The 15,801-nt window shown below is 67.4% G+C and carries 14 protein-coding genes; 9 read left to right on the forward strand and 5 right to left on the reverse strand.

Going from position 1 to position 15,801, the window contains the following annotated elements; all coding sequences use genetic code 11:
• The 4 genes from ACZY08_RS05515 (at position 1) to ACZY08_RS05530 (ending at position 4,230) form a co-directional block, all read left to right on the forward strand.
• On the forward strand, positions 1-2,220 hold the full coding sequence (locus tag ACZY08_RS05515; protein WP_463744160.1) for an acyl-CoA dehydrogenase family protein: 2,220 nt from the start codon (positions 1-3) through the stop codon (positions 2,218-2,220).
• A gap of 79 nt (positions 2,221-2,299) precedes the next feature.
• Positions 2,300-3,451: a thiolase family protein gene (locus ACZY08_RS05520; RefSeq protein ID WP_463744161.1), complete on the forward strand. Its 1,152-nt coding sequence runs from the start codon at positions 2,300-2,302 to the stop codon at positions 3,449-3,451.
• Between the two features lie 5 nt (positions 3,452-3,456).
• Positions 3,457-3,867: a Zn-ribbon domain-containing OB-fold protein gene (locus ACZY08_RS05525; RefSeq protein ID WP_463743551.1), complete on the forward strand. Its 411-nt coding sequence runs from the start codon at positions 3,457-3,459 to the stop codon at positions 3,865-3,867.
• Positions 3,868-3,945: 78 nt separating this feature from the next.
• Positions 3,946-4,230, forward strand: coding sequence for a hypothetical protein (locus ACZY08_RS05530; RefSeq protein ID WP_463743552.1), 285 nt, complete (start codon positions 3,946-3,948; stop codon positions 4,228-4,230).
• Here the strand turns inward: ACZY08_RS05530 and mhpA are convergent.
• Genes mhpA through ACZY08_RS05545 form a run of 3 tightly spaced genes read right to left on the reverse strand, consistent with a single transcriptional unit; the run spans position 4,181 to position 7,703 of the window.
• The gene (mhpA, locus tag ACZY08_RS05535) at positions 4,181-5,722 is read right to left on the reverse strand and encodes a bifunctional 3-(3-hydroxy-phenyl)propionate/3-hydroxycinnamic acid hydroxylase MhpA (protein ID WP_463743553.1); all 1,542 of its coding nucleotides are present in this window, start codon (positions 5,720-5,722) and stop codon (positions 4,181-4,183) included. The genes ACZY08_RS05530 and mhpA overlap by 50 nt on opposite strands.
• Positions 5,692-6,630: a fumarylacetoacetate hydrolase family protein gene (locus ACZY08_RS05540; protein ID WP_463743554.1), complete on the reverse strand. Its 939-nt coding sequence runs from the start codon at positions 6,628-6,630 to the stop codon at positions 5,692-5,694. Before ACZY08_RS05540 ends, mhpA begins: the two co-directional genes overlap by 31 nt.
• Positions 6,627-7,703, reverse strand: a complete 1,077-nt coding sequence (locus tag ACZY08_RS05545) for a VOC family protein (RefSeq protein ID WP_463743555.1) — start codon at positions 7,701-7,703, stop codon at positions 6,627-6,629. The genes ACZY08_RS05540 and ACZY08_RS05545 overlap by 4 nt, the downstream gene beginning before the upstream one ends.
• A 100-nt stretch (positions 7,704-7,803) precedes the next feature.
• Here ACZY08_RS05545 and ACZY08_RS05550 point away from each other — a divergent pair, with 100 nt between their 5' ends.
• Positions 7,804-8,460 carry a TetR/AcrR family transcriptional regulator gene (locus tag ACZY08_RS05550; RefSeq protein ID WP_463743556.1) on the forward strand — a complete coding sequence of 219 codons (657 nt, stop codon included), beginning with the start codon at positions 7,804-7,806 and terminating at the stop codon, positions 8,458-8,460.
• A complete protein-coding gene (locus ACZY08_RS05555; protein ID WP_463743557.1) occupies positions 8,457-9,359 on the forward strand; it encodes an SDR family NAD(P)-dependent oxidoreductase in 903 nt (300 codons plus the stop codon). The genes ACZY08_RS05550 and ACZY08_RS05555 overlap by 4 nt, the downstream gene beginning before the upstream one ends.
• Here ACZY08_RS05555 and ACZY08_RS05560 read toward each other — a convergent pair.
• Both ACZY08_RS05560 and ACZY08_RS05565 read right to left on the reverse strand, forming a co-directional pair.
• Entirely contained in the window at positions 9,356-10,021 is a 666-nt protein-coding gene (locus ACZY08_RS05560) for an enoyl-CoA hydratase-related protein (RefSeq protein WP_463743558.1), read from the reverse strand. The genes ACZY08_RS05555 and ACZY08_RS05560 overlap by 4 nt on opposite strands.
• Positions 10,018-10,650 carry a TetR/AcrR family transcriptional regulator gene (locus ACZY08_RS05565; protein WP_463743559.1) on the reverse strand — a complete coding sequence of 211 codons (633 nt, stop codon included), beginning with the start codon at positions 10,648-10,650 and terminating at the stop codon, positions 10,018-10,020. The genes ACZY08_RS05560 and ACZY08_RS05565 overlap by 4 nt, the downstream gene beginning before the upstream one ends.
• Positions 10,651-10,752: 102 nt before the next feature.
• On the opposite strand from ACZY08_RS05565, the gene ACZY08_RS05570 reads away from it, so the two are divergent.
• From ACZY08_RS05570 to ACZY08_RS05580, 3 genes are read left to right on the forward strand one after another with little or no spacing between them, the layout of a single operon-like run.
• Entirely contained in the window at positions 10,753-11,466 is a 714-nt protein-coding gene (locus ACZY08_RS05570; RefSeq protein ID WP_463743560.1) for a TetR/AcrR family transcriptional regulator, read from the forward strand.
• A complete protein-coding gene (locus ACZY08_RS05575) occupies positions 11,466-14,039 on the forward strand; it encodes an ABC transporter ATP-binding protein/permease (protein ID WP_463743561.1) in 2,574 nt (857 codons plus the stop codon). The genes ACZY08_RS05570 and ACZY08_RS05575 overlap by 1 nt, the downstream gene beginning before the upstream one ends.
• Entirely contained in the window at positions 14,036-15,781 is a 1,746-nt protein-coding gene (locus ACZY08_RS05580; protein WP_463743562.1) for an ABC transporter ATP-binding protein, read from the forward strand. The genes ACZY08_RS05575 and ACZY08_RS05580 overlap by 4 nt, the downstream gene beginning before the upstream one ends.
• Positions 15,782-15,801 lie beyond the last annotated feature (20 nt).

Raw genomic sequence — 15,801 nt, forward strand, 5'->3', positions numbered from 1 at the left:
GTGTCCATCGCTCTGACCCCGGAGCAGCAACAGCTCAGCGAGGCCGTCGAGCAGTTCGCGGCCCGCCACGCACCGATCGACGCGACCCGGTCCGGGTTGGACGATCTGGCTGCGGGCCGGTTGCCAAGCTGGTGGGACGCACTGGTGGACAACGGCTTCCACGCTGTACATCTACCGGAATCAGTGGGCGGTCAGGGTGGTGGACTGGAAGACATGGCCTGCGTGCTCGAGGCCGCTGGATCGACGCTCCTGCCGGGTCCCCTGCTCACCACGGCGATCACCGGGGCCGCGGCGGCCTCGCAGCCGAGCCCCGCCGCCGATGCGTTGCTCAAGGAGATCGCCGCCGGCACCCCCGCCGTCGTGGTGTCCGGAGACCACTCGGACTTCACGGCCCGGCGCGACGGCGACGAGTGGCGCCTCACCGGTTCAACGGGCCTCACCCTGGGAATGTGCTCGGCCCAGCGCGTCGTGGTGCCGTTCACCGACGAGACGGGCGCCCTGCTCTGGTTGGTGCTGAACCCGGTCGAGGGGCAGGTCGAGCCGCGTCGCGGCACCGACCTGACCACCGATCTGGGAATCCTGCGCCTATGCGATCACGCGGTGCCGGCCGGTGCGGTTCTGACCGGGTTGGACGCCGGCCGGGTCAGCGATCTGACCGTCGCGTTCACCGCCGCGGCGGCGGCCGGCATCACCCAGTGGTGTGTCGACACCGTCACCGAACATCTACGCACCCGTGAGCAATTCGGCAAGCCGATCGGCACATTCCAGGCGTTACAGCACAAGGCGGCAATGCTGCTGGTGAACAGCGCGCTGGCGACAGCAGCGGCCTGGGATGCGGTGCGGGCACTCAATGGGTCCACCGACACCGACCAGCACCGGCTGACCGCCTGCTCGGCCGCGGTGATGGCGGTCATGCCGGTTCCCGGCCTGGTGCTCGAGGCACTCACCATGCTCGGAGCGATCGGGTTCACCTGGGAACACGACCTGCACCTGTACTGGCGGCGGGCCACCAGCCTGGCTGCCTCGATCGGTCCGGTGTCGCGCTGGACCCGTAACCTCGGCGAGTTGTCGGCCAGCGCCACCCGCGATGTCACGGTGAACCTCGGCGAGTCAGATGCCGAATTCCGGGCCCGGGTTGCCGAGGTGCTCGACCGCGCACTCACATTGTCCGACAACGGCTTCGGGCGGCAAGGCGACTACCCGGAGTTCGCGGTGGGGGCACGGCGTGACCTGCTGGCCGACGCGGGGTTGATCGCCCCGCACTGGCCCGCGCCGTGGGGCCGTGACGCCAGCGTGCGCCAGCAGCTCATCGTGGACGAGGAGTTCGGCAAGCGCGCCGACCTGGGGCGACCTTCGGTGGGTATCGCCGAATGGATCCTGCCGAGTGTCATCGCGGCCGGAACTCCTGAATTGCAAGAACGTTTCGTGCCCGCGACGCTGCGCGGCGACCTGTCCTGGTGCCAGCTGTTCAGTGAGCCGGGCGCGGGCTCCGACCTGGCCTCGCTGAACACCCGGGCGGTGCGGGTAGAGGGTGGTTGGCAGATCAACGGGCACAAGATCTGGACCTCACTGGCTCATCGGGCCGATTACGGTGCGCTGCTGGCCCGAACCGATCCCGACGCCCCCAAGCACCGCGGTATCGGCTACTTCATCCTCGACATGCACTCCCCCGGAGTGGAATTCCGTCAGATCACCCAGTCCAGCGGGCGGGCCGAGTTCAACGAGGTGTTCCTGACCGACGTATTCGTGCCCGACGAGATGCTGCTCGGCGACCCGGCTTCGGGCTGGCAGTTGGCCATCAGCACCATGGCCCACGAACGGGTGGCGATCAGCGGCTACGTCAACATCGACCGGATGGGCGCTCTGCGCGAACTTGTCACCGTCAGCATCGATCCCGATCCGGTGCTGCACGCCATCGGTGAGATCGACGCCTACACCAACGCACTCAAGGCGCTGGGGGTGCGTGAGACGTTGCGTCTGCTCGACGGGCAGGCGCCGGGTCCGGCGTCGAGCATCGCGAAGGTGGCCACCAATGTGATGTTGCGCCGCGCAGCCGAACTCACCCTGGGACTGACCGGACCGCTTGCCCTGGAACAGGACAGCCAACCGGCAGTGGTGGCGCCCTACCTGGACCTTCCCGCCGAGCTCATCGGCGGCGGAACCACCGAGATTCAGCTCAACATCATCGCCCAGCTGATCCTGGGTCTACCCCGCAAATAAGGAGACGATATTGGGATCGCGTAGGGGACTACGGTGCGAGGCCGCGATCGTCGGCTACGTCGAGCTTCCGCCCGAGCGGATGGCCAAGGCTGCGCCGGCCCCGTTCACCCTGGAACAGTGGGCGCTGTTGGCGGCCGCGGCTCTGGAGGACGCCGGTCTGTCGGCTGAACAGGTCGACGGCATCGTCACCTCGCACCTGGGTGAGTCGGAGATCTTCGTACCGTCCACGGTGGCCGAATATCTGGGCGTGCGAGCGAACTTCGCGGAGTTGCTGGACCTCGGCGGGGCCAGCGCTGCGGGCATGGTGTGGCGGGCAGCCGCCGCGATCGAACTCGGCCTGTGCGACGTGGTGCTGTGCGCCCTGCCTGCGCGTTACATCACCGCGACCTCCGAGCGGAAACCGAAGGTGCTGACCGACGCGGTGTTCTTCGGTTCGTCCAGCAACCAGTTCGGCTCGCCGCAGGCCGAATTCGACATTCCTTACGGCAACCTCGGCCAGAACGGCCCCTATGGCCAGGTCGCTCAGCGCTATGCCTATGAGTACGGCTATGACGAGCGGGCGATGGCCAAGATCGTGGTGGACCAGCGGGTCAATGCCAACCACACCGACGGCGCCATCTGGAAAGACAAGCCGCTGACCATCGAGGACGTCCTGGCCAGTCCGGTGATCGCCGACCCCCTGCACATGCTGGAGATCGTGATGCCCTGCGTCGGTGGGGCCGCAGTCGTCGTGGCCAGCGCCGAGGTGGCGGCACGCGCCCGCAACCGGCCGGTGTGGGTCAAGGGGTTTGGCGAGCATGTGCCGTTCAAGACACCCACCTACGCGGAGAACCTGCTGGACACCCCGATCCGTAAGGCCGCCGACACCGCGTTCGGGATGACCGGGCTAACGCGCGACCAGATGGACATGGTGTCGATCTACGACTGCTACACCATCACGGTGTTGCTCAGCCTGGAAGACGCGGGGTTCTGTGAGAAGGGCAAGGGCATGTCCTTCGTGTCCGATCACGACCTCACCTTCCGCGGCGATTTCCCACTCAACACCGCCGGCGGCCAACTCGGGTTCGGACAAGCAGGATTGGCCGGCGGTATGCACCACGTGTGTGATGCCACCCGCCAGATCATGGGCCGAGCGGGTGCGGCCCAGGTCGACGATTGCAACCGGGCGTTCGTCTCCGGCAACGGCGGCATCCTGTCTGAGCAAACCACCCTGATCCTGGAAGGCGACTGAGATCGATGACCGGATTCGCCCGGCCCATGCCGGTGAAAACCCCTACCAGCGAACCCTTCTGGGATGCGTTGGCGCAGCATCGCATCGTCATCCAGTATTCACCGTCGACGCAGGCCTGGGTGTTCTACCCCCGGGTGCTGGCACCCCGCACCCTGGCCGATGACCTGCAATGGCAGGAAATATCCGGGATGGGCACGTTGTACTCGTATACGGTGGCGCGCAGGCCCGTCGGGCCGCATTTCGCCGATGCCGTTCCGCAAATTCTGGCGATCGTCGAATGGGACGAAGGGCCGCGGTTCTCCACCGAGCTGGTCGATGTCGCGCCCGAAGATGTCAGCGTCGGGATGCGGGTGCGTCCGGTGTTCTGTGACTACCCGGAGTACGACGTGACAATGCTTCGCTACACACGCGCCTGACCTCTGCGTTTCTCCAAAGATGGTGTCCGCCCTCACAAATTACTTGGCAGCGGGCTCACAGGAGAGGAGTATGGAGTCATGCTAACCATACGAAAACTCATGGGGTCAGTGTTCGTAGCGGGAGCCGCGGTGGCGATTGCAGCAGGACCGACCGCCGCAATGCTTACAGACGCGCCCACTACGACGACAACGATCAGTGCTCAGCCGAGCGGTGGCGGTGACGCCGGTGGCGGCGGTGGCTGCGACAGCGGACCGGGCTGGAACGGCTGCGGCGGCTGGAACCCGGCCCAGGGTGGCTTTGGCCACGGCTGCATCAACGGCGTCTGCGGTGGCTGGGACGGCCAGCGCGGCTGGGGCGGCTGACCAACCCCGCTGACGACGGCACCCACCGGCAGAGCGCTGCGGCATCTGTCCCCGATCGCATCACGGTGCCGTCGGGCCGGATGACCGCGGCCGTGGCTCGGCCGGTGCGTAACCACCGACCCAGACCGCTGTCGGCTCCGACCACGAGGACCGTCGTTCCCCGTGCGGTCAGTGCGTCGTGGGCAGCGGGGGGCACTTGTGTCGTCGAGACGAACGCAAAGCCTTTCGACTGCACTGTGATAGGGCACACCGTGCCCGCGAGCGACCGCTGACACCACGATCGGTGTACGAGCGCGGACCGTCGCAATGGCGGGGTGACTCCATCGAGCAGCCGGAGACGCAGCGCGGGAAGCTGGCTCAGTCCGGGCAGCAGCACGCGGCGCACGGCGTTGCCGAACCCACCGCCGGCGGTCATCGCCCACCCCATGGCCAATGCGAGCCGGATCAGGGCGCGGGCATGGGGCATTCGTTCCTGCGGGTAACTGTCCAGGATGTGCTCGGACAGGTCGCCCGCGATCACCGCAGCCAGTTTCCAGCACAGGTTCACCGCATCCCGCACACCTGCACCCATGCCCTGGCCGATGAACGGCGGTGTGAGATGCGCGGCATCCCCGAGCAGGAACACATTTCCGGCGCGCCAGCGCTCGGCGATCGCCGCCCGGAACGTGTACTCGGCTACCCGTACCAACTCGATGTCGCCGGCGGCACCCACCCATGGCGCTATCAGCGGCCGAAGCGTGTCGAGTGTCGCGTAATCTGCGGTCGATTCGTTCGGCAGGAGCCGGAACTCCCAGCGATAGCGGTCGTCCCCGATTCGCATGTAGGTCGCGGCACGATCCGGGTTGCACACCTGGTGCACCCCGTCCCACTGCCTGAGGTCGACGGTGCTCCGTAGGTCGGCAACCAACCAGCGTTGCTCGAAGTGCATGTCGGTCATCGCCACACCGAGCGTCCGACGGATCACACTGTTGGCCCCGTCGCAGCCGAGCAGGTAGTCGGCCTCGACATGTTCGATGGCCGTGGTGGTGCGGTCGACGAATGTCACCTGAATGCGGTCCTGGCCCAGCCGGGTGAAACCGGTGACCTCGACGTTGCCCCGCAACCGAACCTGGGGATACTGCGCCAGATTCGTGCGAAGCAGGTCCTCGAGCTGGGGTTGGTCGAACATGTTGGCTTGAGGGAAACCGTGCCTGCCGACGGGCTCACGAGTGAATCGGGCCAGCACCTGCAGGTCAGCGTCGAGCAGCTGCAACCCAGCTGCGGGTCGGGAGATCGCCGCGAACTGTTCGGAGAGACCGAGATCAGCCAGGACGCGGTAGATCTCATCGTCGAGGTGTACGGCACGTGGCTGCCGGTAAACCCCGGGCCAGCGATCGAGCACCAGGCAGTCGACTCCGTATCGGGCCAACAGTGTTGCGGCGATGACGCCGGTCGGTCCGGCACCGACGATGACGACCGAGGTCACTCGAACCGCACGGTGTTGCGTTGGCATCCGAGGTCGATCACGCCGTCGTCGGTGGAGATCGAAGCCTCGACCACGTCACCCTGGTGCAGGTAGCGCGGGTTGTTGGCCTGGCGTTTGAAGAATGCCTTCCACTTCACCGCCGGCGGAAGCAGCGCGCCGATCATCTCGATCGGCTTGGGAGGCGCGCTCAACGCCGTGCCCGCCGGGGTGCCGGTGAGGATGAGATCGCCGACGGCCAGGTCCTGGAACCGGGCCAGGGACTGCAATGCCTGCGCGGGTCGGTACAGCATGTCGCCGTCGACCAGCATGTCCTGACGGACTTCACCGTTGACCCGAAGCCGCAGCCTCAGCTCGCCGAACCGGGCGAGCTCGTCGCCGTCGAGCAGGACAAGCGCGGGTCCGGTCGGAGTGAAGCTCGGGTAGGACTTGGCTTCGTAGAACTGTGTCTGCGGCAACTGGACGTCGCGGGCTGACACGTCGTTGGTGACCACCAGCCCGGCGATGTAATCCGCGAGACGGTCTGCGGAAACGACGGTGCCGGCCGGGATCTCCCGCCCGATCACCAGTCCGATCTCCACCTCGTAGTCGAGCAGCCGCACGTGAGCCGGTTTGACGATGTCGCCGTGCGGGCCCGTGATCGAGGCCGACGACTTGCGAAAGAACGTCAGCGGAACGTTGTCCGGGTCCATCCCGGAATCCCGGACATGTGAGGCGTAATTGGTCATCTGAGCCACGACCCGGCAGGGCCTGGTGATCGGAGACACCAGGTCCAACGAGTCCACGGGGACGGTCTCGGTGCCGGACGCCGCCGCGCGCACGGCTTCGCGGTCGGCCAGCAGCCCGGCTGTGGTGGTGGCCGGCGTGGCGATCCTGGCCGCACCCGAAGATGTATGCAGCCACCAGGATTCAGCGGTGCGAAGGACGGAAAGTGTCATGACTGGGCAACTTTCATCAGGCCGAGCAGGCGGTTGAGGTCGAACTCGTTGGCGGAACGCAGCGCGCTGAACATCGAACGCGCTTCGCCGGGAATCGATCTGGGGCCGATACCGAGGAAGTCCCGGGTGACCGGCGGGCCCCACTGGGCCAGCCCGGACGCGGTGAACGGGGTCCATTCGGGTGTTGCCGTGCAATCGAACATGTCGCCGTCCGTGAAGTGTTCGACGAGGAATCCGTCCGGATCGCGCCAGTAGTCGAACAGCTGACTGCCCTGGATGTGGCGACCGATACCCCATGACCGCCGGTAGCCGCGGTCCGTAAGGTGCTGACCGCCCGCGGCGAGTGCGTCGAGGTCGCACACCTGAAAGGCTGAGTGCACGTAGCGGTTTGCGGGTCCGAGCGCGAGCGCCAGGGTGTGATGGTCGGTGGGCGTCGTGCCGCGGTCACAACGGATGAAGCTCATCGTGGGGCCCCGCTCGCGTTGTCCGGGGAAGTACAGGAAATCGCTGACGATCAGTCCGAGATGTTCCAGATACCAGTCAAGAGTTTCGCGGTAGCGCGTGCTCTGGAGTACCAGATGTCCGAGGCGCTGCACTGTGGCGGGGACCCGAGGCGGGCGCTGGGTGGCGTTGATGCGCGGGACGTCGTGACCGAAGTTGAGCGGCAGCGGTTCCTGGGTTCCCAACCGTCCGAGTTGGTGGGTTCCGGTCACCACGCGCACCGGAAGGCCGGTTGGATCGGACAGCTCGACCGCGATGCCGCCGAGCGATTCGGGCAGTGGCCGGACCGGAGCGCCCGTGTGCTGTGCCAGCGTGTGCACGTCGCGTTCGTCGGCCGCGGTGAATGCCACCGCGGTGAAGCGTGAGCGGGAACCCGGCCGAGCAAGAACACAGGGCGGACCCGGGTCGGTGCCGCGCAACTGCAGTTCGGTCGGTGCGCGTGCGGCGATGCCGAACCCGAAGGCACGGGCGAAAGCCTCGGCCTTGACCAGATCGGGCTTCTCGAATTCGAGCCAGGCGAGGTCGTGGACTTTGATCACCGGGTTGGGTGCCCGGCCGGGGTGCTCCTGCATCGCTCTCTCCTTTAGCTGACGAAATCGTCACATACGACGCAACCATCAGTCAATAAGATTTGACGAAACCATCAGAACTGAATGTGGCCTGTTAGCCTGGGTGACCGTGAGTGGCGAGGAACAACCGAGCCGACTTGAGCGGCGCAAGCAGCGCACCCGAGCGGCATTGATCGGCGCCGCGCAGTCGTTCATCGCAGCCGGGAAGCTGAATGCACCGGTGCTGGAGATCACCCAGGCGGCAGATGTCGGAATGGGCTCGTTCTACAACCACTTCGACAGCAAGGAACAGCTGTTCGATGCGGCCGTCGCCGACGTGCTCGATGCCCACGGCGCACTGATGGACCGGCTCACCGAAGAAATCGACGACCCGGCCGAAGTCTTTGCCGGCAGTTTCCGGCTGACCGGACGGATGTTCCGCCGGCGTCCGCAGGAAAGCCAGATCATGCTCGCCAACGGGCTGCAATTGCTGGCATCCGATCGGGGCCTGGCGCCGAGGGCCCGGCGCGACATCGAGGCCGGCGCGCGCGCCGGGCGGTTCGCGGTGGACGACCCCGACCTGGCGCTGGCAGTCGCGGCGGGCGCGCTGATGGGTCTGGGCCGGCTGCTTCGCGATCAACCCGACCGCGACGACGCCGCGGCTGCCGACAAGGTCACCGAGGATGTGCTGCGGATGCTCGGCATGGATGCCTCGGAAGCGAAGGAGATCTGCGGCAGGCCGCTGCCCGATCTCGACGCGTCACTACTGTCACCGATGTGACGACTCAAGGAAACCTCAGGTGGACGCCCAGCCGGCTCGGCGATCTCACCGGCAAACGCATCATCGTGACCGGGGCGACCAACGGTGTCGGCCTCGGTACGGCCAAGGCGCTGGCGCGCGCTGGCGCCCACGTGATCCTTGCTGTACGCAACACCGCGCTGGGCGCGCAACGTTCGGCGGAGATCGGCGGATCCACCGAGGTGATCGAACTCGACCTTGCCGACCTCTCATCGGTGCGCGCCTTTCCGGGGCGGCTGGACGGTGACGTCGACGTCCTGATCAACAACGCCGGCGCGCTCACGCAGCATCGGACCGACACGGTCGACGGTTTCGAGATGACCATCGGCACAAACCTGCTCGGCCCGTTTGCGTTGACGAATCTGTTGTTCGACCGGATTGGCTCGCAGATCATCAACGTCGGCTCGGACGCGCACCGGTCCGCCACACTGCAGCTGGACGATCTGCACCTGCGCCGCAACAAGTGGACGGTGATGGGCGCCTACGCTCGGTCCAAGCTCGCGGTGATGCTGTGGGGACTCGAGCTGGACCGGAGACTGCGAGTAGCCAAGTCGCCCATCATCACTCAACTGACCCACCCGGGTTGGGTTGCTTCCAACCTGCCGAACGTCTCTGACAAGCCACTGATGTCGGTGGTACAGCGCGGGGTCAAGGCGGTGGCCGACGTGTTCGCCAACGACATCGACGCGGGAGCCGCCCCCACGCTGTACTGCCTGAGCGAGCCGATTCCACCCGGCAGCTACGTCGGCGTCGACGGCAGATTCGGATTGCGCGGCGGGCCGGTGCTGATCGGGCGGTCTGCGGTGGCCTGTGACTACGAAATCGCTGCAGGTGTCGTCGAATTCGCCGAGCGGGAGACGGGGACGACGGTCCCCGTCTAGCCCGCGGAGGGGGCGGTCAGGGCCTGCACCGCAGGGCCGAACATGCCCTGCTTGATGGCGCCGAGGGTGCCAGAGTCCTTGCCGCTCAACGGGCGCAGCAGGTCGGTGGCCGCCGTGGTCACCGAACCCTCGGGCGCGGTGGCGTCGACCAGTGCGTAGGCCTTGGCATCGACCCCGCCGAACCGGCGGCCCGTGGTCATGGACGCCATCGCTGCCTGCGGGGTCAGCTTGGCCTGGATCAGCGCGGCCATTCCCGGAGTGAACGGGATCCGGATGTCGACCTCGGGGAAACAGAAGAAGCCGCGGTCGTCACGCATCACCCGGAAGTCGTGGGCGATGGCGAGCATCGCGCCGGCACCGAACGCGTGTCCCACGACCGCGGCAGCCGTCGGGATCGGCAGCGTCAGCATCCGCGCCAACAGGCCTTGCACCCGGCCGACGTACCAATCGCCTTGATCGCTGTGGGCGCCGAGCCAATCCAGATCGAGGCCGTTGGAATAGAACTTGCTGTCGGCGGTGGTGACCAGGCCGTGCGCGCCCTTGGCCAGGACGGCGTCGAGGTGTGCGTCGACCGTATCGAGGAACTCGGGGGAGAACCGGTTCTCGTCGTCGCCCAGGTCGAGGATGGCGATGTCGCCGTCGTAATCCAGGGTGGGGGTCATGAGATTCCTTTCTTGAGGGGCTGTTTCGGGATGTGCTTCGGGGCGGGGCCCACCGCCAGTACGGCCGCCACGGCTGCATTGAGATGGGCCCGGGCGGTCGGGTCGGCGAGGCGGTTGCGGTGCAGCAGGATGGCGGTCGGCAGGTCGACGATGCACGTCGTCACGGTGTCCACCGCGGCCCGGTCACGCCGGTCCCAGGTAGCCATGGCGAGTTCGATCATCAAGTCCACCAACTGTTTTTCCAACTCCTGCGCCTGCTCGGCCAACTCTGCGGGTAGGTCGTCGCCGAGTACCTGCTCGCGTCGGACCTGTAGCAGGAGTCGCGCCGAGGCCGGGTGCCGTTCGGCGAAGATCACCGGTGCGTAGGCGGCGGCAGCGATCGCGTCGGCACCGCGATGCGCCGCCTCGACCAGTTCACGTTGCAGCATCAGGAACCGCCGTCCGGCACGGAGCCAGACCTGGCCGAGCAGGCCGGCCCGCGAGCCGAAGGAGTGGTACAGCGCGCCATTGGACAGCCCGACCGCGTCGCTGATGGCGCGGATGGTCACCGATGCCGGTCCCGAGCGCACCGCGAGGGCTTCGGTGGCATCGAGGACCGCATCTGGGTCGTAGACGCGAGGGCGTGGCACAGCGCAACAATAACAGAGCAGATGCTCTGTTATTGAGCGGGCGGTTGACGATCACTAAGGTGACCCTTAGTTTGTGGGGGTAACTTTCCTGTGGAGGTGGTCGTGGCCGGATCCGGTGTCCCCGCGCGAGTAGGCGGACGTCCGCCGCTCATCGCGGTGCCCGACATCGTCTCCGCGGGCCGCGACCTCGGCATGCGCAACCTGAGCATCAACGCGGTGGCCGCCCGCCTGGGGGTGTCCGCGACCGCGCTGTATCGCCACATCAGCGGCCGCTGGGAGTTGGAACGCCTGGTCGGGGAGAGCCTGCTCGCCGAGCTTGAGCTCGCCGATGATCCAACCCGATCCGCTCAAGACCATCTCCTGGCCTTCGGGGTGAACCTGCACCGCTACGCACTCGGTCACCCCGGCCTGGCTGCTTACATGCAGGTGCTGTTCCCGCGCGGCGAAGCCGGCGCCCGGTTGCTCTCCGACGAGATCGCCGCGTTGGGCCGGCGCGGCTATACCGCCGAGGGCGCAGCGCTGCTGAGCAGTTCGGTGGCCGTGCTGGCCATCGGGCTGGCCGCCCAGCACGAGCTCAAGGCCGAGGCCAGCGGCGGCGACGACGGGTTCGTCCTGGAACGGGACGCCGCCGCCGAGCGGCTGGCAGGCGACGCCGCGCTGGGTCCGGTGCACACCGCGGGCATGCAACTGAGTAGCCCGCAATACCTGGAACTTCTGATGAATGCGCTGATCCGGGGACTGCTGACGTCCGTTGTCCCAGGCAGGCCGATCACCGACATCGTGGCGGAGCTGACCGCCACAGGAGAGGACCGCTGATGGCACGCGGATTTCAAGGAGTGATGATGCGCGGCTTCGGCGCGCGCGATCACCAGGCCACCGTGGTCGAGACCACCTACCTGACGCCGAACTTGCTGCGCCTGCGCATGGTGTCACCGACCGTGTTCGAGGACGCCGTCGCCGAGCCGACGTCGTACCTGAGATTCTGGGTTCCAGACCCTGACGGCTCGAAAACCGAGTTCCAGCGGGGCTACACCATGTCCGAAATGGATCCCGCCACCGGGCATTTCGCGGTCGACGTGGTGCTGCACGAACCGTCTGGCCCGGCGTCGAAGTGGGCCAGGACCGCCAAGCCGGGTGACACCATCCCGGTGATGGCCCTGGGCTCGACGGGATTCACCGTGCCCGAGGATCTGCCTGCCGGATACCTGTTGATCGGTGATGCGGCGGCTACGCCGGCCATCAACGGCATCATCGGCGTTCTGCCGCATGACATTCCGATCGAGGTCTATCTAGAGGAGCACGACGAGAACGACCTGCTCATCCCGATCGCCGAGCATCCGCGACGGCGGGTCCACTGGGTCAAGCGTCACGATACGACGTCACTGGCCGCCGCCATCGAGGCCCGGGACTGGTCGGACTGGTACTGCTGGGTGACGCCGGAAGCCGGCTCGCTCAAGCATCTACGCACCAGGCTGCGGGACGAGTTCGGCTTTCCCAAGTCCGAACTGCATCCCCAGGCCTACTGGACCGAGGGCCGGGCGATGGGCACCGATCGCACCGAAGCCGAGCCCGGCACCGCGACCGATTCCGAAGCCGCGGTGGCCGAGCCCGCCCCCGCGCCCGCAGCGCCCGCACGCGGCACCTGGCGGGCACAGGGCGCCGGGCGCCTGCTGTCCCCGCTGAAAACCCCGTTGATCGTGTCGGGTGTCTTGCAGGCGCTCATCACCCTGATCCAGCTCGCCCCGTTTGTCCTGTTGGTCGAATTGGCTCGGCTGTTACTGGCCGGGGCCGAGGAATCCCGGTTGTGGACACTGGGTTTGACCGCGGTCTGGCTGCTGGGACTGGGCGCGCTGCTGGGTGCCGGCCTGACCCTGTGGCTGCACCGCCTCGACGCCCGGTTCGCCCGTGAACTGCGGACCCGATTGTTGACCAAGATGGCGCGGCTGCCGCTGGGCTGGTTCACTGCGCGCGGGTCGGGTTCCATCAAGCAACTGGTGCAGGACGACACCCTGTCGCTGCACTACCTGGTCACCCACGCCATTCCCGATGCCGTCGCCGCGGTGATCGCGCCGGTGGCCGTGCTGGTGTACCTGTTCACCGTCGACTGGCGGCTGGCGCTGGTGCTGTTCATCCCGGTGCTCACCTATCTGGTGCTGATGTCGGTGATGACCATCCAGTCCGGAGCCAAGATCGGCCAGGCACAACGCTGGGCCGACCGCATGAGCGGCGAGGCCGGCGCCTACCTGGAAGGCCAGCCCGTGGTCCGGGTGTTCGGCGGTGCGGCATCGTCGAGCTTCCGGCGCCGACTGGACGAGTACATCGGCTTCCTGGTCGGCTGGCAGCGTCCCTTCACCGGCAAGAAGTCGTTGATGGACCTGGTGACGCGGCCCAGCACCTTCCTGTGGTTGATCGCCGCCGTTGGCACCCCGATGATCATCGGCGGCTCGATGGACCCCGTCGACCTGCTGCCGTTCCTGTTGCTGGGCACCACATTCGGGGTTCGGCTGCTGGGAGTGGGCTACGGGCTGGGCGGAATCCGCGGCGGCATGCTGGCCGCCCGGCGCATCCAGAACGCGCTCGACGAGGCGGACCTCGCGGTCCAGGAGGACGCAGGTGGGGCAGGTCAGCGGGGCGCCGTGATGTTCGACCGCGTGACCTTCGGCTACCGGCCGAGCGTCCCGGTGATCCAGGACGTGTCGCTGACCTTGCGCCAGGGCACGGTGACCGCACTGGTCGGCCCGTCGGGCTCCGGTAAATCCACCCTCGCCGCTCTGCTGGCCCGCTTCCACGACGTCGACTCGGGTTCGATCATGCTGGACGGCAGGGATATTCGATCATTCGCGGCTGACGAGCTGTACCGGCAGGTCGGATTCGTGCTGCAGGAGACCCAGCTGGTGGCCGGCACCGTCGCCGAGAACATCGCCCTGGCCGACCCCGAAGCCGATCAAGAACGGATCGAACAGGCCGCGCGCGACGCTCAGATCCACGAACGCATACTGCGGTTGCCCGACGGCTACCAGACGGTGCTTGGCGCCGCGTCGGCCTTGTCCGGCGGTGAACGGCAGCGGCTCACCATCGCCAGGGCCATCCTGGCCGACACCCCGGTGCTGATCCTCGACGAGGCCACGGCCTTCGCCGACCCCGAGTCGGAATACCTTGTGCAGCAGGCACTCAACCGGCTCACCAAGGACCGCACGGTCCTGGTGATCGCGCACCGGCTGCACACCATCACCCACGCCGACCAGATCGTGGTGCTCGACGGCGGGCGCATCGCCGAAACCGGGACCCACGGAGAACTGCTGGCCGCCGGTGGGCGCTACCACCAGCTCTGGCAGACCGGCCAGTCGTTGCGCCCCGGCGATGCCGTCACCGCAGGAGAGGCACGATGATCCGCACCCTGATCAACCTCATCCCGACGGACCGCCGGGCCCGAGTAGGCATCTACGCCACGCTCACCCTGGCCTCGGTGGTGATCCGCGCGGCAGGCACGGTCCTGCTGATCCCATTGGTGGCAGCATTGTTCAGCGATGCGCCGCGTGAGGCGTTGCCCTGGCTGGGCTGGCTGACTGCCGCGACCGTCGTCGGCTGGATCATCGACACCGCGACCTCGCGGCTGGGATTCGACCTCGGATTCGCGCTGCTCGACCACACGCAGCACGATGTGGCCGACCGGCTGCCCAGCATTCGGATGGACTGGCTGAGTGGCCAGAGCGCGCAAGGCGGAGCGAACACCGCCAATGCGCGCCAGGCCATCGCGGCCACCGGACCGGAGCTGGTCGGAATGGTGGTCAACCTCCTGACCCCGTTGATCGGGGCGATCCTGCTGCCCGCAGCCATTGCGCTTGCGCTGCTGTTGATCTCGGTCCCGTTGGGACTGGCCGCACTGGCCGGTGTCGTGGTCCTGCTCGGCGCCTTCTGGGCCTCGGGCCGGCTGAGCCGCAAGGCCGATGCGGTGGCCGACGAGACCAACCGGGCGTTCACCGAGCGCATCATCGAATTCGCCCGTACCCAGCAGGCGCTGCGCGCCGCCCGGCGCGTGGAGCCGGCCCGCAGCATGGTCGGCGATGCGCTGGCCGCCCAGCACGGGGCGAGCATGCGGCTGCTGCTGATGCAGGTGCCCGGGCAGCTGCTGTTCAGCCTGGCCAGCCAGCTCGCCCTGCTGATCCTGGCCGGGATGGCCACCGCCCTGACGGTGCGCGGCTCACTCGGCGTGCCCGAGGCGATCGCGATGATCGTCGTCGCCGCCCGCTACCTCGAGCCGTTCACCTCACTGTCGGAGCTCGCCCCGGCGATCGAATCCACCCGGGCCACGCTCGGCCGGATCCGCGCCGTGCTCGACGCCCCGGTGATGGCCACCGGCACCGCCACACTGTCCGGGAACGCCGCGCCCCGCATCGAATTTGACGGCGTCACCTTCGGCTACGGGAGCACCCCGGTGTTGCAGGATGTCAGCTTCGTGCTGGAGCCCGGCGGCACCACCGCGATCGTCGGCCCGTCCGGGTCGGGAAAGAGCACCATCCTGTCCCTCATCGCCGGGCTGCACCACCCGAGCTCGGGACGGGTCTTGATCGACGGTGTCGGCACCGCCCAGATGGATGCCGAAACCCGCAGGGCAGCAACGAGTGTGGTGTTCCAGCATCCCTATCTTTTCGACGGGTCCATCCGGGACAACATCCTGGTCGGTGATCCTGGTGCCGACCCCGTGCAGCTCGCCACCGCGGCACGGTTGGCCCGCGTGGACGAGTTGACGGCGCGGTTGCCAGATGGCGACGACGCCAAGGTCGGTGAAGCCGGAAGTGCACTGTCGGGCGGCGAGCGTCAGCGCGTGAGCATCGCTCGCGCCCTGGTCAAACCGGCGCCGGTGCTGCTGGTGGACGAGGCGACGAGTGCGCTGGACACCGAGAACGAGGCCGCGGTGGTCGACGCTCTGACCGCCGATGAGCGGTCCCGGACCCGGGTGATCGTCGCGCACCGGCTGGCCAGCATCCGGCACGCGGACCGCGTGCTGTTCCTCGACGGCGGAAAGGTTGTCGAGGACGGCAGCATCGACGAACTGCTGGCCGTGCGCGGCCGGTTTGACGAGTTCTGGAATCAGCAGCGCGAGGCTGCCGACTGGCAGCTCACCCACTGACCGAACTGCGCTGTCCCTGA

The organism is Mycobacterium sp. IDUB_9 (assembly GCF_055419505.1).